At 69.5% G+C, this 20,274-nt stretch carries 23 protein-coding genes and 1 pseudogene; 18 read left to right on the forward strand and 6 right to left on the reverse strand.

Annotated features, from left to right (window positions below):
- Nucleotide 1: 1 nt before the first annotated feature.
- The 3 genes and pseudogenes from JHX87_RS02155 to JHX87_RS02165 all read left to right on the forward strand — a co-directional run.
- Nucleotides 2-511 (forward strand): annotated as a pseudogene (locus JHX87_RS02155) (DNA cytosine methyltransferase); the annotation flags it as partial.
- Between the two features lie 202 nt (nt 512-713).
- Complete coding sequence (locus JHX87_RS02160; protein ID WP_177208252.1) at nt 714-1,196, forward strand: hypothetical protein; 483 nt, start codon at nt 714-716, stop codon at nt 1,194-1,196.
- Nucleotides 1,193-1,417: a DUF7220 family protein gene (locus tag JHX87_RS02165; RefSeq protein WP_028720220.1), complete on the forward strand. Its 225-nt coding sequence runs from the start codon at nt 1,193-1,195 to the stop codon at nt 1,415-1,417. Before JHX87_RS02160 ends, JHX87_RS02165 begins: the two co-directional genes overlap by 4 nt.
- Before the next feature lie 53 nt (nt 1,418-1,470).
- Here the strand turns inward: JHX87_RS02165 and JHX87_RS02170 are convergent, their stop codons facing one another.
- Together JHX87_RS02170 and JHX87_RS02175 are read right to left on the reverse strand one after the other, a co-directional pair.
- Nucleotides 1,471-2,043 (reverse strand): DUF3489 domain-containing protein, encoded by a 573-nt coding sequence (locus tag JHX87_RS02170; RefSeq protein ID WP_028720221.1) that lies wholly within the window; start codon nt 2,041-2,043, stop codon nt 1,471-1,473.
- A 95-nt stretch (nt 2,044-2,138) separates the two neighbouring features.
- A complete protein-coding gene (locus JHX87_RS02175) occupies nt 2,139-2,411 on the reverse strand; it encodes a hypothetical protein (protein ID WP_028720222.1) in 273 nt (90 codons plus the stop codon).
- Nucleotides 2,412-2,522: 111 nt separating this feature from the next.
- Here JHX87_RS02175 and JHX87_RS02180 point away from each other — a divergent pair, with 111 nt between their 5' ends.
- The 5 genes from JHX87_RS02180 to JHX87_RS02200 all read left to right on the forward strand — a co-directional run bounded on the left by JHX87_RS02180 (nt 2,523) and on the right by JHX87_RS02200 (nt 6,963).
- Nucleotides 2,523-3,119, forward strand: a complete 597-nt coding sequence (locus tag JHX87_RS02180; RefSeq protein WP_272833770.1) for a hypothetical protein — start codon at nt 2,523-2,525, stop codon at nt 3,117-3,119.
- On the forward strand, nt 3,067-5,616 hold the full coding sequence (locus JHX87_RS02185) for a prohead protease/major capsid protein fusion protein (RefSeq protein ID WP_336391084.1): 2,550 nt from the start codon (nt 3,067-3,069) through the stop codon (nt 5,614-5,616). Before JHX87_RS02180 ends, JHX87_RS02185 begins: the two co-directional genes overlap by 53 nt.
- A gap of 74 nt (nt 5,617-5,690) precedes the next feature.
- On the forward strand, nt 5,691-6,026 hold the full coding sequence (locus JHX87_RS02190; RefSeq protein ID WP_062563543.1) for a DUF2190 family protein: 336 nt from the start codon (nt 5,691-5,693) through the stop codon (nt 6,024-6,026).
- On the forward strand, nt 6,026-6,337 hold the full coding sequence (locus tag JHX87_RS02195; RefSeq protein ID WP_062563544.1) for a head-tail joining protein: 312 nt from the start codon (nt 6,026-6,028) through the stop codon (nt 6,335-6,337). The genes JHX87_RS02190 and JHX87_RS02195 overlap by 1 nt, the downstream gene beginning before the upstream one ends.
- Nucleotides 6,334-6,963 (forward strand): DUF6441 family protein, encoded by a 630-nt coding sequence (locus JHX87_RS02200; RefSeq protein ID WP_062563545.1) that lies wholly within the window; start codon nt 6,334-6,336, stop codon nt 6,961-6,963. Before JHX87_RS02195 ends, JHX87_RS02200 begins: the two co-directional genes overlap by 4 nt.
- A 50-nt stretch (nt 6,964-7,013) precedes the next feature.
- Here the strand turns inward: JHX87_RS02200 and merA are convergent, their stop codons facing one another.
- The 4 genes from merA to JHX87_RS02220 are packed head-to-tail and all read right to left on the reverse strand — an operon-like array spanning nt 7,014 to nt 9,394.
- Nucleotides 7,014-8,438: a mercury(II) reductase gene (gene merA, locus JHX87_RS02205; protein WP_228189482.1), complete on the reverse strand. Its 1,425-nt coding sequence runs from the start codon at nt 8,436-8,438 to the stop codon at nt 7,014-7,016.
- Between the two features lie 4 nt (nt 8,439-8,442).
- A complete protein-coding gene (gene merF, locus JHX87_RS02210) occupies nt 8,443-8,676 on the reverse strand; it encodes a mercury resistance system transport protein MerF (RefSeq protein ID WP_123644184.1) in 234 nt (77 codons plus the stop codon).
- Between the two features lie 4 nt (nt 8,677-8,680).
- Nucleotides 8,681-8,986 carry a heavy-metal-associated domain-containing protein gene (locus tag JHX87_RS02215; protein ID WP_062563548.1) on the reverse strand — a complete coding sequence of 102 codons (306 nt, stop codon included), beginning with the start codon at nt 8,984-8,986 and terminating at the stop codon, nt 8,681-8,683.
- Nucleotides 8,987-9,004: 18 nt separating this feature from the next.
- Complete coding sequence (locus JHX87_RS02220; RefSeq protein ID WP_062563549.1) at nt 9,005-9,394, reverse strand: mercuric transporter MerT family protein; 390 nt, start codon at nt 9,392-9,394, stop codon at nt 9,005-9,007.
- 76 nt (nt 9,395-9,470) lie between these two features.
- Here JHX87_RS02220 and JHX87_RS02225 point away from each other — a divergent pair, with 76 nt between their 5' ends.
- The 10 genes from JHX87_RS02225 (at nt 9,471) to JHX87_RS02270 (ending at nt 20,274) form a co-directional block, all read left to right on the forward strand.
- Entirely contained in the window at nt 9,471-9,896 is a 426-nt protein-coding gene (locus JHX87_RS02225) for a MerR family transcriptional regulator (protein ID WP_272833772.1), read from the forward strand.
- Nucleotides 9,893-10,309, forward strand: coding sequence for an acyl-CoA transferase (locus tag JHX87_RS02230; protein WP_083548833.1), 417 nt, complete (start codon nt 9,893-9,895; stop codon nt 10,307-10,309). The genes JHX87_RS02225 and JHX87_RS02230 overlap by 4 nt, the downstream gene beginning before the upstream one ends.
- A gap of 24 nt (nt 10,310-10,333) precedes the next feature.
- Complete coding sequence (locus JHX87_RS02235) at nt 10,334-11,275, forward strand: phage tail tube protein (RefSeq protein WP_083548834.1); 942 nt, start codon at nt 10,334-10,336, stop codon at nt 11,273-11,275.
- Nucleotides 11,275-11,712 carry a hypothetical protein gene (locus JHX87_RS02240; protein ID WP_083548835.1) on the forward strand — a complete coding sequence of 146 codons (438 nt, stop codon included), beginning with the start codon at nt 11,275-11,277 and terminating at the stop codon, nt 11,710-11,712. The genes JHX87_RS02235 and JHX87_RS02240 overlap by 1 nt, the downstream gene beginning before the upstream one ends.
- A 68-nt stretch (nt 11,713-11,780) precedes the next feature.
- On the forward strand, nt 11,781-11,939 hold the full coding sequence (locus JHX87_RS02245; protein ID WP_419181863.1) for a DUF7697 family protein: 159 nt from the start codon (nt 11,781-11,783) through the stop codon (nt 11,937-11,939).
- Nucleotides 11,932-14,349, forward strand: a complete 2,418-nt coding sequence (locus JHX87_RS02250) for a phage tail tape measure C-terminal domain-containing protein (protein WP_093359546.1) — start codon at nt 11,932-11,934, stop codon at nt 14,347-14,349. The genes JHX87_RS02245 and JHX87_RS02250 overlap by 8 nt, the downstream gene beginning before the upstream one ends.
- Nucleotides 14,349-14,975, forward strand: a complete 627-nt coding sequence (locus tag JHX87_RS02255; RefSeq protein WP_083548837.1) for a DUF2460 domain-containing protein — start codon at nt 14,349-14,351, stop codon at nt 14,973-14,975. The genes JHX87_RS02250 and JHX87_RS02255 overlap by 1 nt, the downstream gene beginning before the upstream one ends.
- A complete protein-coding gene (locus tag JHX87_RS02260; protein WP_093359545.1) occupies nt 14,972-15,856 on the forward strand; it encodes a DUF2163 domain-containing protein in 885 nt (294 codons plus the stop codon). Before JHX87_RS02255 ends, JHX87_RS02260 begins: the two co-directional genes overlap by 4 nt.
- A complete protein-coding gene (locus tag JHX87_RS02265; protein ID WP_271886940.1) occupies nt 15,853-16,299 on the forward strand; it encodes a C40 family peptidase in 447 nt (148 codons plus the stop codon). Before JHX87_RS02260 ends, JHX87_RS02265 begins: the two co-directional genes overlap by 4 nt.
- A 9-nt stretch (nt 16,300-16,308) precedes the next feature.
- A complete protein-coding gene (locus tag JHX87_RS02270; RefSeq protein WP_271886939.1) occupies nt 16,309-20,274 on the forward strand; it encodes a baseplate multidomain protein megatron in 3,966 nt (1,321 codons plus the stop codon).

The raw sequence follows: 20,274 nt of genomic DNA on the forward strand, positions 1-20,274 counted from the left end.
CATGCATGACCTGGCTCTACCTTCCTCCGGAGACGCTTCCGGAGCCGGAGACGCATGTCTGTTCGGCCTCTCCCTCTGCTCCGGCGCGGGCGGTATCGACCTCGGGCTCACCATCGCCATCCCCGGATATCGTGCTGTGGGCCATGTCGAACGGGAAACCTTCGCCGCAGCCACTCTCGTGGCGCGGATGGAAGACGCGTCCCTGGATCAGGCTGTTGTCTGGGACGATGTTGCAACTTTCGACGGCCGCCCGTGGCGCGGCGCGGTGGACATCGTCACTGCGGGCTATCCGTGCCAGCCGTTCTCCGTCGCGGGCAAACGCCGGGGCGCCGACGACCCGCGCCACCTCTGGCCGCATGTCGCCCGCATCATCGGCGAGGTCGAACCGCCCTTCGTCTTCCTCGAGAATGTCGCCCATCATCTCCGCCTCGGCTTCCCCGAAGTCGCCGCAGGACTGGTCGGCATGGGCTACCGCCTTGCGGCAGGCCTCTTCACGGCGGCGGAAGTCGGCGCGCCCCACAAGCGCGAGCGGCTCTTCATCCTCGCCATCCGCGAAGGGGACGAGCTGGCCGACCCCGCGCGCCTGCTCTGGCACCCGGTCGAGTGGCGGGAACCGGACGGAACTGCTGCGGCTCTGGCCGACGCCAAGGGCCAGCGCCAACGAGAACAGGCAGACAATACCGACGCCGTCGCAGAAAGCGGGCCAGCACGGCATGAACCTGGCGACCACGGCTGCGATGTGGCCCACGCCGCAGACCGACAGTTTCCGCAGCCGGGGCGGCGAACGACGAGACGAGAAGGGTCTGGACCGCATGGCGCGGGACTGGCCGACGCCGATGGCGAACGACGGCTGCAAGCCGAGCGCGGGCAACCGCAAGACGGCCGATCTGACCCATGCGGTGGGATTGTGGATGACGCCGACGGCGCGGGATCACAAGGACGGGGCGACGACACTCGCGAACACGCCGGTGAACGGCCTGCTTGGCCGCCAGGTCCTGGTGACGCCGATGGCTGGGAGCGATACCTCCGAGCCGCGCCGGACCTTGAACCCGCTGTTCGTCGAGGCACTGATGGGTTGGCCCACCGGGTGGACCGGCTTCGCCTCTGTGGCAACGGCGTGGTCCCCTTGGTTGCGGCGCATGCGCTGCGAACTCTCGCGGCTGAACTGCTGGCCGATGGATGAGGCAGCGGCATGAAGCAGACCCGCCTCATGTCGCTGGTCGAGTCCGTCGCCAACGTGATCGTCGGCTACGGCGTCGCGGTCGTGACGCAGATCCTGATCTTCCCGATCTTCGGGCTGCACACGACGCTGGCGCAGAACCTGAAGATGGGCGCCATTTTCACCGTCGTCTCGATCGCCCGTTCCTTCGCCTTGCGGCGGGTGTTCGAGGCGATCCGGATGCGGAGCGCCAAATGATCGACCGCCGCCCCGTAGGGACGGCGGTCATCAGCTTGTCGGGGTCCGGCGCGTCAGGCGGCGGGGAGTTTGTACACGCGCCCCCGATCCTCGACCTTCTCCGAGGTCACCTCGAGCCCGAGCTTCTTCTTCAGCGCCCCCGCCATCGCGCCGCGCACCGTGTGCGACTGCCAGCCCGTCGCGGCCATGATCTCCTCGATGGTCGCGCCGTCCGGTGCGCGCAGCATGGCGATCAGCGTGGCCTGCTTGGTGCCCTCGCGCGGTGTGCGCGTCTTGGGCGCGGTTTCGGCTACGGTGGGGGTGTCCGGCGCGGCCTCCTCGGTAGGCGCGTCCGTCGCGCCCGCAGGCGCGGGGTTCGCGTCCTCGGTCTCGATCCCGATGGCGGCAAGGCCCGCGTCGGTGGCAACCAGCGTGACGCCGTGGCCGTCTCCGGTCTCGCGCCACATAAGCTCGCCCTTGCGCGTGTCGGCGTCGACCTCCTGCAGGAAGTTCTTCGCGAGCATCGCGCCGACCACCTTGGCAGCGGCGCCGCCGCGCAGGCTCTCGGGCAGCGGCAGTGCGATGCGGTCCTCGCGCTGTGCGGCGGCGCTGAGGATGATGGCTTGGGTGTCAGAAAGCTTGGTCATGGGATCGTCTCCGTATTCGGGCCCGCGTCATGCGGCGCCTCCTACGACCCCGAGCCGCGCAGGGCGCGCGGCGGGAGTTCCGGCAGTGCCGGAGATCAGCGGGCGTGCTCGCCCTCGCCGAAGGCGCTGTCGGTGATGCGCTTCAGGAGGCTGGCGTAGTGTTCGAGGGTGCCGACATGGCCCCAGTTGATCTCGTCGGGGTGGGCGTTGAAGTGGTCGTCGCTCAGCGTCTGCAGCCGGGCGAGCATCTCGTCGATCTCGGCCTTCTTGCCGATGAAGGCCGCGAGCGCGGCTTCCTTATTCCGGCGCGCCTTCTCGGCGCGGAGTTCGTGGCGCGGGGTGGTGATCGGGTTCAGGCGCGTGGTCATCGTGATGGCTCCTTGGTGAGTTGCATCGTCCTTCTGAACGGACGTTCGCTCCGGTCGCGCTGCTTATCAACTCGATAAGAACATGATTTCGATAGATAATCGGAGCCGTCGATGCAGGGCATGAGCGAGCGCCAGTACGCCGCGCATGTCGGGCTGTCGCGGGGCGCGATCCAGAAGGCGAAGACGGCCGAGCGGCTGGTCCTCTATCCCGATGGCAGCATCAACGCGGCCGCCAGCGACGCCCGGCGGGCAGAGACAACGGACCCTTCGAAGACGAGGAAGCCGCCCGCGCCGAAGCTGAAGCCCGTCCCCGAGGCGGCCGTGGCCGCTGTTGGCGACACGCTGCGTGAACAGGGGCTGGCAGTCCCGGCCGTCGGCGGCGGCACGACCTTCCTGCAGGCGAAGACCGCGAACGAGGTGCTGAAAGCGCAGGAGCGGCGCATCCGGCTCCAGAAGCTGAAGGGGGAGTTGATCGAGCGGGCCCGCGCGCTGGCGCTGGTGTTCCGGCTGGCGCGGGAGGAACGGGACGCGTGGGTGAACTGGCCTGCACGCGCGGCGGCGCTGATGGCGGCCGAACTGTCAGCCTCGTGCGCCGACGTGACCGGCCAGCAGATCACCGTGGAGCCAGCCGCGATGCAGAAGGTCCTGGAGAAACATGTACGCGCCCACCTCGACGAACTCGCCGAGGTCCGGCCCGACTTCCGGTGACGATGATGGCCTGATCGACTTCGACGGCGCGGGCGAGATCCTCCGCGCCTGGGGCAACGGGTTGCGGCCCGACCCGGACCTGACCGTTTCGGAATGGGCGGACCGGCACCGGATGCTCTCGGGGCGGGCTTCAGCCGAACCGGGGCGGTATCGCACCGTGCGCACGCCCTACATGCGCGAGATCATGGACCGGCTGTCGCCGGGGGATCCCACGCAGCGGATCGTGTTCATGAAGGCGGCGCAGGTCGGCGCGACCGAGGCGGGCAACAACTGGATCGGGTTCGCGATCCACCAGGCGCCGGGTCCGATGCTGGCGGTCCAGCCGACCGTGGAACTGGCCAAGCGCAACTCGCGCCAGCGCATCGACCCGCTGATCGATGAAAGCCCAGAGCTGCGGGAGCGGGTGAAGCCCGCGCGATCCCGCGATGCGGGCAACACGATGCTCTCGAAGGAGTTCGCGGGCGGCATCCTGATCATGACGGGCGCGAACTCGGCGGTCGGGCTTCGGTCCACCCCGGCGCGCTACATCTTCCTCGACGAGGTCGACGCCTATCCCGCCTCGGCCGACGAGGAAGGCGATCCGGTCACGCTCGCCGAGGCGCGCTCCCTGACCTTCGCCCACCGGCGCAAGGTGCTGCTGGTCTCGACGCCCACGATCCGGGGGCTGTCGCGCATCGAGCGCGAGTACGAGGCCAGCGACCAGCGTCGGTTCTTCGTGCCGTGCCCACAATGCGGCCACGCACAATGGCTGAAGTTCGACCGGCTGCGCTGGCAAAAGGGCCGCCCGGAGACGGCCGAGTATCACTGCGAGGGCTGCGACGCGGCAATCGCGGAACACCACAAGACGGCGATGCTGGAGGGCGGCGAATGGCGGGCGACCGCCACGGCCGCCGATCCGACCACGGTCGGGTATCACCTTTCGGCGCTCTATTCGCCGATCGGCTGGCTGAGCTGGGAGCGGATCGTGCGGTCATGGGAAGCAGCCCAAGGGTCGGACGAGGCGATCAAGGCGTTCCGCAACACGATCCTCGGCGAGACATGGGTCGAGACCGGGGAAGCGCCCGACTGGCAGCGGCTCTACGACCGGCGCGAACGCTGGAAATCCGGCACGGTGCCAGCAGGCGGGTTGTTCCTGACAGCCGGAGCCGACGTGCAGAAGGACCGGATCGAGGTCGATGTCTGGGCCTGGGGTCGCGGCTTGGAAAGCTGGCTCGTCGATCACGTCGTCATCGAGGGCGGGCCCGACCGCGTCTCCACCATTTACGATCTGGCCGGGCGGCTGAACCTCGAGCGCGGCTTCGCCGAGGATCTGGTCAAGCGCGGCGTCAGCATCGACGAGTCCCGCCGACTGATCCTCGACCAGGTCGCCGCGAAATCCGACGAGACCCGGAACTTCCCCCATGTCTCCGTCCCGCTCGGCGGCCGAGACGAGTGCATCACCCGCCGTGACGCGGTGGCGAACGCACTGCTGCACCGCTACAGCCCAACGCTGTTCCAGCTCGAGGACGCCGCGCGCCAGTATCGCGGCATGACGCTGCTGGAGCTCGCCCGCGAAAGCCTCGGCAATGCCGGGGTCAACACGCGCGGCCTGTCGCGTGACGAGGTGGCGACGCGCGCGCTGCACTCGACCTCGGACTTCCCCGAGATCCTGTCGGCCGTCACCAACAAGACGCTGCGGCAGGCCTACGAGGCCTATCCCCGCACCTTCATGCTGTTCTGTCGCCAGGTGCTGGCGACCGACTTCAAGGCGATGCATCGCGTCCAGCTCGGCGAAGCCCCGCAGCTGCTCGAGGTCGGCGAAAGCGGCGAGTTCAAGCGCGGCACGCTGGGCGAGAGCAAGGAGAGCTACAAGGTCAAGACCTATGGCCGGGTGGTCGCCATCACCCGTCAGACGCTGATCAACGACGATCTCGACGCCTTCACCCGCATCCCGGCGATGTACGGCAACTCCATCGCCCAGCTGGAGTCGGACGTGGTCTGGGGCATCATCACCGCCAACCCGGCGATGGCCGACGGCAATGCGCTCTTCCACACCACCCACAAGAACCTGGCAGGCACCGGCGCGGCGCTCGATGTCAGCAGCGTCGGAGCGGCGCGCGCGGCGATGGCCAAGCAGACCGGCCTCGACAAGAAGACGGTGCTGAACGTCCGGCCTGCCTTCCTGATCGTGCCGGCCTCACTGGAACTGAAAGCCGAACAGCTGGTGGCCCAGAACCTCGTGCCCGCCGCGACGTCCAGCGTGGTGCCGCAGTCGATCAGGACGCTGGCGCCGATCAGCGAGCCCCGGCTCGACGCCGCTAGCGAGACCGCCTGGTATCTGGCGGCCAGCCCGAACCAGATCGACACCATCGAGTACGCCTATCTCGAGGGCCAGCAGGGCGCCTATATCGAGACGCGCAACGGCTTCGACGTCGACGGGGTCGAGATCAAGTGCCGCCTCGACTTCGGAGCCAAGGCCATCGACTGGCGCGGCCTCTACAAGAACCCGGGCGCGTAAGGCGCGCTTCCTGAACCCTGACACACGGGCGGTCCTGACGGGCCGCCCTTCGTCTTTCCACGAGGATCCCCATCATGAAAACCTACGTCCAGCCCGGCAACACCATCACCCTGACCGCGCCCTATGCCGTCGCCTCCGGCGATGGCCTGCTCGTCGGCTCCATCTTCGGCATCGCCGCGGGTGCCGCCGCCATTGGCGAGCCCGTCGAGACCGCGCTCGTCGGCGTGTTCGACATCACCAAGGTCGGCTCCCAGGCGTGGACGGTTGGCGCCAAGGTCTATTGGGACGACACCAACAAGCGCACCACGACCGTCGCGACCGACAACACCCTCATCGGCGCGGCCGTCGAGGCGGTGGCGAGCGGCGCCGGCGACACCATCGGCCGGGTGCGCCTGAACGCGACGTTCTGATGTCGGCCTTCGCCGCCGCCATCGGCGCGCTCTTCGCCGATCCGAACATCGGCCGGGACGCGGTCTACATCGCCGACGGCGGTACACCCGTGCTGGTGCGTGCCGTCGCCCGTCGCGCCGACGCGGTCACCGACTTCGGCGACGCGCGGCTCTGGTCCGAAACCACCCGGATCGACCTGCGCGTGGCCGAGGTGGCGAACCCGCGTCCCGGCGACCGCATCGAGATCGACGGCGACGCCTTCCTCATACAGGGCGAGCCGGTCCGCGACCGCGAGCGGCTGGTCTGGACCGTCGACCTGAGGCCCGCGTGAAACTGAAGCTCGACATCGATCCCGACATCGTCGCGATGATGGCGGCCGAGGTCGCGGCGGGTGAACGGGCCGTCACCGCCGCCATTCGCGAGGCCGGGACTGGGCTGAAGACGGCGTGGCGGTTGCAGATCACCGGCGCGGGGCTTGGTACACGGCTCGCCAACTCGATCCGGAGCCAGAACTTCCCGAGGTCGGGCGAGAGCCTTGAGGCTGCGGCGCTGGTCTGGTCGAAGGCGCCGGTAATCGTCGGTGCGCATGACACCGGGCCGCTGATCCGATCGAAGAACGGGTTCTGGCTGGCGATCCCGCTGCCCGCGGCGGGCAAATCCCTGCGCGGCGGCCGGATCACCCCCGGTGAATGGGAGCGGCGACGCGGCCTCCGCCTGCGTTTCGTCTATCGCCGGACGGGCCCCAGCCTGCTGGTCGCCGAGGGGCGGCTGAACACGAAAGGCCAGGCGGTGGTGTCGCGGTCGAAGACCGGGCGCGGAAAGGTCACTGCGCCGATCTTCCTGCTGGTGCCGCAGGTCAAGCTGCCGAAGCGGCTGGATCTGGCGCGGGATGCAGACCGGGCGTTGGACAGCGTGCCGGGGCTGATCGTGGCGAACTGGGTGGGGGGTAGGTTGTGATCGCATCGATGCGCAATCTTGCTCGGCAGCCACGAAACCGACGGCTCGGGTTACCCCGCGCAGCACGACAGCTTCGCGACATCCTTGTCGAAGGTCTGCGCGGCGAGCTTCAGCCCCTCTACCGTGGTCAGATAGGGGAAGATCGTCTCGCCGAGCGCCTTTGTCGTCATGCCGAACTTGAGCGCCATGGCGAGCGTCTGGACACTGTCGGCTCCCTCCGGCGCCATGATCACGCCGCCCAGGAGGCGGTCGGTCGCCCGGTCCGCGACGAGCTTGATCAGGCCGCGCGTGTCGCGGGCGGCGAGCGCGCGGGGCACGTTGTCGAGCGTCAGCACACTGGTCTTGACGTCATGACCCGCGGCGCGCGCCTGCGCCTCGGTCAGCCCGACGCCGGCGACCTGCGGATCGGTGAACACCACCCACGGCATCGCGGCGTTGTCGTAGCGCTCCGCCCCGCCCAGAACGGCGTTGCGGGACGCGAGCTTGGCGCCATAGGCGGCCATGTAGACGAACTGGTCGCGGTCGGTCACATCGCCCGCCGCGAAGATGCCGGCCTTCGTGGTCTGCATGTCGTCGCCCACCCGGATCGCGCCACGCGCGTCGGTCTCGACGCCCATCTCCGCGAGGCCCAGCCCCTCGGTGTTGGCTGCGCGTCCCGTCGTCAGGACGAGGCGGTCGGCCGTCAGATCGCGGTCTGCGCCGTCCACCGTCACCGTCAGGACCGCACGGGCCCCGTCGCGCCGTGCGGCGTCGTAGGTCGCGCCATCGACAACCGCGACGCCCTCGGCGCGCAGCGTCTCCGTCAGCGCCCGGGACACCTCCGGCTCTGTGCGCGGCAGCAGGCGCGAGCGGCAGACAATGGTGACGCGGGTGCCCATCCGCGCCATCATCTGCGCCAGCTCCACGCCGATGTAGCCGCCGCCGAGGAAGATCAGGCTTTCGGGCAACCGGTCCAGCTCCAGCAGCGACGTGCTGTCGAGCGTTGGTGCGTCCTGGATCCCAGGGATGTCGGGCACGGCGGGTCGGCCACCGGTCGCGACGATCACCTTGGGAGCCGTGATCCTGCGCCCGCCGACCTCGACCCCGCCGAGGACGAGACGCGCCGGACCCTCGTCGAGATAGGTCACACCGCCGTAGCCCGGCAGCAGATCGGCGTACTTCTTCTGGCGCAGTGTCGCGACAAGATCGTCCTTGGCCGCAATCAGCGCCGACCAGTCGGCGACCTGCGCCTCGCTGTTCAGGCCCGGGAACCGATGTGCTGTCTGCGCACCGTGCAGGGCTTCCGCGGCCCGGATCATCGTCTTGGAGGGCACACAGCCCACGTTCACGCAGGTCCCGCCGATGGTGCCATGGCCGATCAGCGCGACGCGCTTGCCTCCCTCGGCGGCGGTGATCGCGGCCGAGAACCCGGCCGATCCGGCGCCGATCACGGCAAGGTCGAAATCGCCCTTGGGCGCGCAGCAATCGTCTTTCATCAAGTCATCCATCCGTTCGAGTGGTCTGGCGCCGCTGCCGTCTCCAGACCGCGTACACGGTCAGCGCGACGAAAAAGGCGAGCGCGGGCAGCAGAACGTAGTCGAGCCAACCCAGCCAGGCCGACAGGCCCACGGCACCCAGAAGCACCACCAGCACCGGAGTGAAGCAGCAGAGCGCCGCGATGACGGTGCCGACGATCCCTGTCGCGATCAGCTTGCGGTCGGACTGCTCGGTCATCTCGTCAGCCCGCGACACGCGCCGGGTAGCCTGCATTGGCCGACGCGGTCGCGATGGCGTCGGCGCTCGTCGCGGCGGTGTCGAAGATCACCGTGGCGGTGCGGGCATCGAAGTCGATCTCGACGGCGCGCACGCCCGCGACGCCCTCCATCGCACGCTTCACGGTGACTGGGCAGAGCGCGCAGGTCATGTTGTCCACCGCGAAGGTGACGGTCTGCTCGGCGGCGACGGTCTGCGCGGCAACAGGGATGGCGGTGATCGGCACAACGGCGGTCAGGCCGAACAAGGCGAGTGCAAGGATCTTCTTCATGTGGATGTCCTTTCGGGGTCAGTAGAGAAGCGGGGCCCACCAGTCGATGGTGAGGGCTGCGAGAACGAGGATCAGGGAGGCCCAGAGAGCCGACTTGGTGATGCGCGCCGATGCTGGCCTTGCGCAGTAGGAACCGGGTTCGCAGACGGTTGGCTTGCGGAAATAGACCTGCCAGAAACCCGCCGCGATGAAGCCGAGCGCGATCACGGCGAAGATCGGCTTGTAAGGCTCCAGAGCCGTCAGGTTGCCGATCCAGGCGCCCGAGATGCCGAGAGTCAGAAGCACCAGCGGCCCGATGCAGCAGGCCGAGGCGAGAAAGGCGCCCACCACACCGCCCGCCGCGAGCCAGCCCTTTCGGGCGGGGCGATCCGCGCCCGTGCTGTCCGTTCTGTCGTCTGTCAGCGCCATGTCGCGCACCTCTCGTCTGTGATTGACGATGGGTGTAGGGTCTGTAGCAACTACAGGCTCAAGAGGAAACTTGCCCATGACCGATCACGAGCGCGAGAGCGGCTTCACACGCGGCGACCTGGCCCGGGCGACCGGCTGCAACATCGAGACGATCCGCTATTACGAGAAGACCGGCCTGCTGCCCGACCCGCCCCGCACGGACGCCGGCTACCGGGTCTATTCCGCCGCACACGCCACACGCCTCCGCTTCATCCTGCGCGCCCGCGAACTCGGGTTCTCGATGGAGGACATCCGCGGGCTGATGGGGCTCGGCGACGGCGCCGCGCCGACCTGCGCCGAGGTCAAGGAACGGACGGAGCGGCACCTTGCCGATGTCCGCGCGAGGATCGCGGATCTTCGGCGTATCGAATCCGTCCTCGCTACAACTGCATCCAGGTGTTCGGGCGCCGAAGTCCCCGATTGTCCGGTGCTCGAAGCGATTTCCAACTCGGCCGACCCATGACACCTCGCGAAACCATCCTCGTCGCGCTGCACGCGCGGCTCTCGGCGCTGCCCGCCACCGCTCTGCGCGGGGACGTGCTGCCCGAGCGCATGCCGGTCGAGGGCCTGATGATCCTGCGCGATGGCGAACCAGGTGCGCCCGAAGTCACGCTGTCGCCGCTGCGCTATCACTACCAGCACCGAGCCGAGATCGAGGCGGTCGTTCAGGGTGCCGATCGCGACGCCGCCTTTGACACGCTGACCGCCAGCATCGGCGCAGCGCTCGCCGCCGACCGGACGCTGGGCGGGTTCTGCGACTGGGTCGAGGCCGAAGCCCCGCGCCCGGTCGATCTGCCGGTCGAGGGCGCGGCGAGTCTGAAGGCCGCCGTTATCCCGGTCGTGCTGCACTATTCCACGGCCGACCCGCTGGCCTGACCCAACCGACCACAGGAGACGAACATGGCACGAGCCCAAGGGGCGCGAGCGCTGATGGCGCTTGCGTTCGAGACGACCTATGGAACGCCGCCCGTCAGCGGCTTCACCCGCATGCCCTTCGCCAGCACGTCGCTCGGCGCGGAGCAGCCGCTGCTGAATTCGGAGCTTCTCGGCTACGGCCGCGATCCGCTAGCGCCGATCAAGGACGCCGTGACGGCCGACGGCGACGTCGTCGTGCCGCTGGACGCCGAGGCGTTCGGCTTCTGGCTGAAGGCAGCCTTCGGCGCGCCCACGACCACGGGCGCGGAGGCCCCGTACAGCCACGAATTTCAGTCGGGGTCCTGGACGTTGCCCTCGATGTCGATCGAGACCGGCATGCCCGAGGTGCCCCGCTATGCGATGTACTCGGGCTGCGTGCTCGACCAGATCACCTGGCAGATGCAGCGCTCGGGCCTGCTCACCGCGACCGCGCGGCTGGTGGCGCAGGGCGAGACGGTCGGCACCACGACCAGTGCCGGAACGCCCGCCGCACTGGAGTTGAAGCGCTTCGGCCATTTCAACGGGGCGATCACCCGGAACGGCACCGCCCTCGGCAATGTGGTCTCGGCCGAGATCACCTACGCCAACAACCTCGACCGGATCGAGACCATCCGCTCGGACGGCCGCATCGATGGCGCGGATCCATCCATTGCCGCGCTGACGGGCCGGATCGAGGTGCGCTTCGCCGACCAGACGCTGGTGACGCAGGCGATCAACGGCGAGGCCTGCGAGATGGAATTCGCCTACGTCCTGCCTTCAGGCGAAAGCTTCTCCTTCACCGTGCACGCCGTCTACCTGCCGCGTCCACGGATCGAGATTTCCGGGCCGCAGGGCGTCCAGGCGACATTCGACTGGCAGGCCGCGCGCGACAGCGTCGTCGGCCGGATGTGCACCGCCACCCTCGTGAATGACGTGGAGACGTATTGATGCTGACGCTCGACCTGACCAACGCGCCGCGCTGGCATGACCTCGCCCCCGGCGTCCGGGTGCAACTGCGCCCGCTGACGACCGCCCTGATGGTCGCGACGCGCAGCGACCCCGCCGTCGAGGCGGTGCCCGAGGAGGCTTCCGACGAGGAGCGCGCCGTCGCCTTCGCCAAGGCGCTGGCGCGACGGGCTGTGCTCGGCTGGGAGGGCATCGGCGATGCCGACGGCAACCCGATCGATCCCACCCCCGAGGCCATCGACGCGCTGCTCGACGTCTGGCCGATCTTCGAGGCCTTCCAATTGACCTACGTGTCCAAAGGCCTGCTGCTGGAACAGGAAAAAAACGCCTCCGCGCTCTCGCCGAGTGGTCCTTCGGCGGGGGCGAGCGCTACTGCGAAGCCTGCGCGCAAGCGTGCGAAGACTGCCCGACGCGCCTGAACCGGCCGCTTACCCATGAGGGCTGGCAGGTCTGGGATCTCGTCGGCCGCCTCGGCGGTCAGTTGCGCGTGCTGCCCGGCGCGGTGGTCGGCTGGGACCTGTCCGCGGCCCTCGCTCTGGGAAATGCGCTCGGCGTCCCGCCCGCTGCTGCGGGTGAACTCTTGCCCGTCATCGAAGCGGTGATGGTGGCCAAGCTCAACGAAAAGATGGATCATTCCCATGGCTGAGAAGAGGGTCAGCGTCCGCCTCGCGGCCGTGGGCGGACGGCAGGTGCGCGCCGAACTCGAAGGCGTGGGCGAGGCCGGGTCGCGCGGCTTCGGACGGCTGAGCCGGGAGATGGAAGCCGCGAACGCCCGGCTCGCGGCCTTCTCGCGGCGGGTGCGGGTCGCGGCTGCCGCTGCCGTGGCCGCCGCAGCCGCTGCTGGCGTGGCGATGATCCGGTCCAGCCTGCAGACGGTCGATGCGCAGGCCAAGCTGGCGCAGTCGCTCGGCACCACCGTCGCCTCGATCCAGACGCTGGAGCGCGCGGGCGATCTGGCGGGCGTCTCCATGTCCGGCATCGAGCAGGCCACCAAGGATCTGACGCGCCGTCTCAGTCAGGCGGCCGCCGGGACCGGCCCTGCTGCCGACGCGCTCGACCGGCTGGGGCTTTCAGCAAATGAGCTGATCGCCTTGCCGCTGGACCAGCGCGTGGGCGCGATCAACGCGGCGATCGAGAGCTTCGTGCCTGCCGCCGAGCGCGCGGCGGTCGCGGGCCAGCTCTTCGGCGAGGAAGGCTCCATCGCGATGAGCCGGATCGACACCGCGACGCTGCGCCAGGCGACAGAGGACGTCCTCGCCTTCGGGGTTGTCGTCTCCGAGCAGGACGCCGACCAGATCGAGCGGACGAACGACGCCATCTCGCGGCTCGGGTTGGTCTGGCGCGGGCTCTCGAACCAGTTGGCGGTCGCAGCGGCACCTGCGCTGGAAGCCGTCGCCGATGCCATGGCGGCGGTGGCCAGCCGCACCGGGCCGCTCGGCATCGCGATCCGCGGTCTCTTGGACAACATCGGCCGCCTGACCACCTATGCCGCCACCTTCGCGGCGTTCCTCGCGGGACGTTGGGTCGCCGGCATGGCGGCTGCGGCGCTCTCGGTCCGGGGCCTCGCCACGGCGCTCGTTGTCCTGCGCGGGGCGCTGATCCGCACCGGCATCGGCGCGCTGATCGTCGGCGCGGGCGAGCTCGTCTACCAGTTCACCCGGCTCGTCTCCGGCGCCGGCGGTTTCGGAGAAGCGATGTCGCTCCTGAAGGACCTCGCGGTCGAGGTCTGGGAACGCATCAGTATGGGCGCGGCGGCGGCGGGCGCGGCCGCCACGGCGATGTTCTTCGACCTGAAGGCGGATGCCGCATCGGGCATGCAGAGCGCCATCGAGAGCGTGGTGGGCTTCGGCAACACGGCCGCGAACACCTTCGAAGGCGCCTACGAGGCGATCAAGGCGATCTGGGGCCTGCTGCCCGCCGCCATCGGCGATCTCGCGTTCCAGGCGGCCAACAGCCTGGTCGATGGCGTCGAGGCGATGCTGAACGGGGTGGTCTCGCGGATCAACGGCTTTATCGGCGGCATCAACCAGGGGCTCGAAGCGCTCGGGTCGGAGCGGCGCATATCGCTGGTTCCGGACCTCGACCTCGGCGAGATCGAGAACCGCTTCGAGGGAGCGGCGACTGCCGCAACCACGGCAGCTCAGGCGGCCTTCGATCGGGCCTTCGAGGACAATCCGCTCTCCGCGCCCGATCTCGGTCTGACCGAGGCGGCGAACAGGGCGCTCGAGTCCGCCAACCTTTACCGCGGCGCGGCGCGCGACCTGGCGGAGGGGGCCCGTGCGCCCCTCGAAAGCTGGCAGGCGCTGCGCGATGCCGTACGCGGCACCGACGAGGACGGCGCCGACGCACTGGCCGAGACCACCGCTGCGGCGGAGCGCCTGGAGACGTCCCTCGGCGACGCCGGGCGCGCCGCAACAGATGCAGGTGTGGCGGCCGGAGCTGCTGCTGCGGTAGCGGAGCCCGCGACCGACGCGGCCGTCACCGGCTGGCGGGCGGTCACCGCCGCGCTCTCCGACTACGCCAGCAAGGCCCGCGAGATCGGTGGCGACATCGGCCAGAGCCTCGTCGGCGCCTTCCAGTCGGCCGAGAACGCGGTGGGCCAGTTCGTGAAGACCGGCAAGCTCGACTTCCGCGATCTGGTGACGTCGCTGCTGGCCGATCTCGCCCAACTGGCGGCGCGGCGGTTCATCCTCGGGCCGATCGCCAATGCGCTCTCCGGCGTCTTCTCCGGGGCGGGCGGCATCTTCGCCAACGTCCTGCATGCGGGCGGGATGGTCGGATCGGCTGGACCCTCGCGGATGGTCCCGGCCATGGCCTTCGCCGCCGCGCCGCGGATGCATGGTGGCGGCATGGCCGGGCTTCGTCACGACGAGGTGCCCGCGATCCTGCAGCGCGGGGAACGCGTGCTGTCGCGGCGGGAGGCACAGAGCTACGGCGCGGGCGGCGGGGTCAACGTGACCATCATGGCCCGCGACGCCGAGAGCTTCCGGCAATCGCGAACGCAGGTCGCCGCGGATATCGCCCGCGCCGTGTCGCTCGGTCGGAGGGGCATGTGATGGCGTTTCACGAGGTCCGGTTTCCCGACAACATCAGCCGAGGTGCGCGGGGCGGACCGGAGCGGCGCACGCAGATCGTCGAGCTCGCCTCGGGCGACGAGGAGCGCAACGCCAGCTGGGCCAATTCGCGCCGCCGCTACGATGTCGCCTATGGCATCCGCCGCGCCGACGATCTGGCCGCCGTCGTCGCCTTCTTCGAGGCGCGCAATGGCCGCCTGCATGGCTTCCGGTTCAAGGACTGGGGTGACCACAAGTCCTGCCTGCCTTCGGGCACGCCGTCGCCCACCGATCAGTCTATCGGCACGGGCGACGGCGCGACGACCGCCTTCCAGCTGGTCAAGCGCTACGCCTCGGGTGCGCAATCCTGGACGCGCGCCGTCGCGAAGCCGGTGACCGGAACCGCGCGCATCGCGCTCGGCGGGGTCGAGCAGCCTTCCGGCTGGTCGGTCGACACCGCCACCGGCGTCGTCACCTTCAGCACCGCGCCGGGCGCTGGCGCCGCCATCACCGCGGGCTTCGAGTTCGACGTGCCGGTCCGTTTCGACACCGACGCGCTCGACGTGACGCTCGACCTCGAGCGGCTCGGCTCGATCACCTCCATCCCGCTTCTGGAACTGCGCCGATGAAGTCCCTCGACCCCGACCTGCAGGCCCATCTCGACGAGGGAACGACGACGCTCGCCTGGTGCTGGCGGATCGTGCGCGCCGACGGCACGAGTTTCGGCTTCACCGACCACGATCGGACGCTCAGCTTCGAGGGGACGGATTTCGAGCCCGAGAGCGGGCTGACGGCCTCCGAGGTCCGTTCCGGCTCGGACCTCTCGGTCGATGCGCAGGACGCCGAGGGCGTGCTGACCTCGGACCGGATTACCGAGACCGACATCCTCGACGGCCGCTGGGATAACGCCGAGGTCGAAGTCTGGCGGGTGAACTGGGCCGACACGAACCAGCGCGTGCTGATGCGGCGCGGGGCCATCGGCCAGATCCGGCGCGGGCGGCTGGCCTTCGTCGCCGAAGTCCGCTCGCTCGCGCATGTGCTTGGCCAGACGATCGGGCGGACGTTCCAGGCGACCTGCGATGCCGCGCTCGGCGATGCGCGCTGCGGCGTCGATCTGGAGAACCCGGCGTTCAAGGGCACGAGCGTCGTGATCGACCTTCTGCGCGACCGCGCCTTCACCGCTTCGGGCCTCGGCGGCTTCGCCTCCGGCTGGTTCACCTTCGGGACCATCGAATGGACCAGTGGCTCCAACGCGGGGCGTCGGGCCGAGGTTCTCGGCCATGATGTGACGGACGGCATCGCCGTGCTGACCCTTCTCGAGGCGCCGGTGCGCGAGATCTCCGAGGGCAATGCCTTCACCATCCGTGCGGGCTGCGATAAGCGGATCGAGACCTGCGGCGCCAGGTTCGCCAACACGGCCAACTTCCGGGGGTTCCCGCACATCCCCGGCCAGGATGCCGTGCTGCGCTACGCCACCAAGGATGGCGGCCACGAGGGAGGCGTGCTGTGACGCAACCTCTCGCATCGGCCGACCCCGCGCGTGTCGTCGCCGTCGCACGCTCCTGGCTCGGCACGCCGTACCACGACCAGGCCAGCCTGCGCGGCGTCGGTTGCGATTGCCTCGGGCTCGCGCGGGGGGTCTGGCGCGACGTGGTGGGGCCGGAGCCGTTCCCGATTCTGCCTTACAGCCGCGACTGGGGCGAGACCGGCCCGCGCGAGGTTCTGGCCGAAGGCGCGCGGCGCATGATGATCGAGGTGTCGCCTGCCGAGGCCGGTCCCGGCGCGCTGGTCCTCTTCTGCATGAGGCCCCGCGCCATCGCCAAGCATGTCGGGATCCTGACCGGTCCCGATTCCTTCCTCCACGCCTACGAGCGGCTCGGCGTGATCGAGGAACCGCTCATCCCATCCTGGCGGCGGCGCATCGCCTTCGCCTTCCTGTTCCCGCAACGCTGAGACCCCTACATGGCAACGCTTGTCCTCGGTGCCGCTGGCGCCGCCATTGGCGGCAGCATCGGCGGGGCGATCCTCGGCGTGAGCGCCGCGACCATCGGCGGCTTCATCGGCTCGAGCATCGGCTCGGTCGTCGACAGCTGGATCATCTCGTCGCTGGCGCCTACGCAACGCATTGAGGGCGCGCGGCTCGACACGCTGCGCATCACCTCGGCCACCGAGGGCGCGGTGATCCCGCGGCTCTATGGCCGGATGCGGATGGGCGGCAACATCATCTGGGCGACCGATTTCCGCGAGGAGACGAAGACCACGACGCAGGGCGGCGGCAAGGGCGGCGGGGGCGGCAAGGTCAAGACCACCGAGTATCTGTACTACGCCAGCTTCGCGGTGGCCTTGTGTGAAGGCCCGATCACCGGCATTGGCCGGATCTGGGCCGACGGCAAGCCGATGGACCTCTCCGGCGTCACCTGGCGCTGGTATCCCGGCGACGAGGCGCAGACGGCGGACCCGTTCATTGCGGGGAAGATGGGTGCGGCCGGCACGCCCGCCTATCGTGGTACGGCCTACGTGGTCTTCGAGGAGCTGGCGCTCTCGACCTACGGCAACCGCCTGCCGCAGCTCTCCTTCGAGGTCTTCCGCCCACTCGCCGATCCCGACACCGCCGAGGGGCTGACCCGCGCCGTCACCATGATCCCGGCCTCGGGCGAGTTCACATATGCCACGCAGGCCATCCGCAAGACCGATGGCGGCGCGACGATGCCCGAGAACCTGAACGCGCTGGCCGACTCCACGGACATGGTCGAAGCGCTCGACCGGCTGCAAGCGATGGCGCCTGCGGTCGAGAGCGTCAGCCTCGTCGTCGCGTGGTTCGGCGACGATCTTCGGGCGGGATCCTGCAAGGTGCGGCCCGGCGTCGAGGTCTCGGCCAAGTCGACCACGCCCGCCAGCTGGTCGGTTAGTGGCGTCAGCCGCGCCAACGCCTTTCTGATCAGCCGCGACGACCAGGATCGCCCCGTCTATGGCGGCACCCCGTCCGATTTCGCCGTGGTGCAGGCGATCCAGGAGATGAAGGCGCGCGGGCTGCGCGTGACCTTCTACCCGTTCATCCTGATGGACGTCCCGCCCGGCAATACCCTGCCGAACCCGTATTCCGACAACGCCGCCGAGACGGGGCAGCCTGCGTTCCCGTGGCGCGGGCGGATCACATGTTCTCCGGCGGCGGGGTTCGCCGGGACCGTGGACAAGACCGCCACGGCCGCAAGCCAGGTCGCGGCACTGTTTGGGGCTGCAACGCCTGGGAGCTTCAACGTCTCGGGCGAGAGCGTCAGCTGGACCGGGTCATCTGGCGATTGGGGTCTGCGCCGCATGGTGCTGCACTATGCCCATCTCTGTGTCGCGGCGGGCGGGGTCGACGCCTTCCTGATTGGCACCGAGATGCCGGGGCTGACGACGATCCGCTCAGGTGCCAGCGCGTATCCGGCGGTGCAGGCCTATCGGGACCTGCTTGCGGATGCGCGCTCGATCCTGGGGTCCGGGACGAAGATCGGCTATGCCGCCGACTGGAGTGAGTATTTCGGGCACCAGCCGGGCGACGGCAGCGGCGACGTGTACTTCCACCTCGATCCGCTCTGGGCCGACGCCAACACCGACTTCATTGGCATCGACAACTACATGCCCCTGTCGGACTGGCGCGACGGGTTCGAGCATGCCGATGCGCAGGAGGGGTGGCCCGCCATCTACGACCGCGCCTACCTGCAGGGGAACATCGCGGGCGGCGAAGGCTTCGACTGGTTCTACGCCAGCGCCGCCGACCGAAGTGCGCAGGTCCGCACTCCGATCACGGATGGTGCCGCCGGCAAGCCATGGGTCTTCCGCTACAAGGATCTGCGCGCCTGGTGGTCGAACCCGCACTACAACCGCCCGGGCGGGGTGGAGAGCGGAACGCCGACGGCGTGGGTGCCGCAATCCAAGCCGATCTGGTTCACCGAGTTGGGCTGCCCGGCCATCGACCGGGGAACGAACCAGCCGAACGTCTTCTTCGACCCGAAATCATCGGAGAGTTTCACGCCGCATTTCTCGCGGGGCTGGCGCGATGACGCGATCCAGCGGGCCTATCTCGAGGCGACGTATCTCTGGTGGGCCGCCCCGGCGAACAACCCCGTTTCGTCCGTCTATGGCAGCCGGATGGTGCAGGTGCCGGAATGCGCCGCCTGGACCTGGGACGCGCGGCCGTACCCGTTCTTCCCGGCGCTGACCGACGTCTGGACCGACGGCGCGAACTGGCGGCTCGGCCACTGGCTGACCGGGCGGCTCGGCGCGGTGTCGCTTGCCGCGCTCGTCCGGCACCTCTGCCTGCGCGCCGGGCTGCCCGAGGCCCGGATCGACGTCACCGGCCTCTGGGGCGCGGTCGAAGGCTACGCCATCACGGCGCTGGAAAGCCCACGCGCCTCGATCACAACGCTGTCGCGGCATTTCGGCTTCGACGCCGTCGAGACAGAGGGGGGGATCCGCTTTGTCATGCGCGGCCGGGCCTCCGTCGCCACCCTCGCGCCCGACGATCTGGTGGCCACCCGCGAGGGCGATGTGCTGGAACTGACGCGCGGCCAGGAGACCGAACTGCCGCAGGCCCTGAAATGGCAGGTCGCCCGCGCCGACGAGGATTACGACGCGGCCCTCGTCGAGGCCCGGCGCATCACCGTGGACACGACCCGGATCGCGTCCGAGTCCTTTCCAATGGCGGTGCCGCCCGAGGAGGCCGAGAGGCGCTGCCGCCGCGCGCTGATGGAGGCGTGGGTGGGCCGCGAGACGGCGGCGTTCCGTTTGCCACCCTCGCGCCTCGCGTTCGATCCGGCCGATGCGATCCGGCTCGCGCATGACGGGCGTCTGGTCGATCTGCGGCTCGTCTCCATCGCCGACGCGGCAGCGCGCGGCATCGAGGCGGTGCGGCAGGACCGTGCGACTTACGATCTGCCGCCCGGCGATCCCCGCGCGGCGTCGCTGACGCGGGCCGTGGTGTTCGGCGCGCCGGACGCGGTGCTGATGGACCTGCCGCAGCTGACCGAGGACCAGCCCGCGCATCGACCGTTTGTCGCGGCGCACGCTCTTCCCTGGCCGGGCGAGATGGCGGTGTTCCGCAGCCCCTCGACGGACGGGTTCGAGTTGCTGACCACGTTCGGCAGCCGCGCCCGGATCGGAGCGCTGGTCTCGGACTTCTATCCGGGCCCCACCTCACGCTTCGACCACGGCAATGCGCTTGTGGTCGATCTGCTCACCGGCACGCTGGAGAGCGTCACCGACCTGACGCTGTTGGGCGGCGCCAATGCGCTGGCTATCGAGAGCGCGCCCGGCACCTGGGAGATCGTGCAGGCGGGCGCGGCCGAGCTGCTGGCGCCGGGTCGATACCGGCTGACCCGGCTCCTGCGCGGCCAGCGCGGCACCGAGGGCGCGATGGGCAATCCGGCGCCTGCTGGCGCTCTTGTCGTGGTGCTGGACGCGTCGCTGGCGTCCCTGCCGATTGCCGAGGCCGATCTCGGATTGCCGTGGAACTGGCGCATCGGTCCGGCGAGCCGCCCCGTCAGCGACGAGACCTATGTGGCGCAATCCTTCACGCCCGCGGGCGTCGGGCTGCGGCCGTTCTCCGGCGCCCATGTCGAGCAGCCGTGGCGCAGGCCGCGCACGCCCGGCGATCTGACGATCCGCTGGACGCGCCGGTCCCGAGCTCTCGCGGCCGACAGCTGGGGCGGGCTAGAAGTGCCGCTCGGAGAAGAGCTCGAAGCCTACGAGGTCGAGATCCTTGATGGCGCGACCGTTAAGCGGGTGCTGAGCACCGCCACCACCAGCGCGGTCTACACCGCCGCAGACCAGACCGCCGATTGGGGCGCGCCGCTCGGCCCCGGTGACACGCTCGACAGCCGCATCTACCAGCTCTCCGCCCTCGTCGGGCGGGGCGCGCCCAAGACCCTCACGCTGATACTCTGA

The organism is Paracoccus fistulariae (assembly GCF_028553785.1).
Lineage (GTDB): Bacteria > Pseudomonadota > Alphaproteobacteria > Rhodobacterales > Rhodobacteraceae > Paracoccus > Paracoccus fistulariae.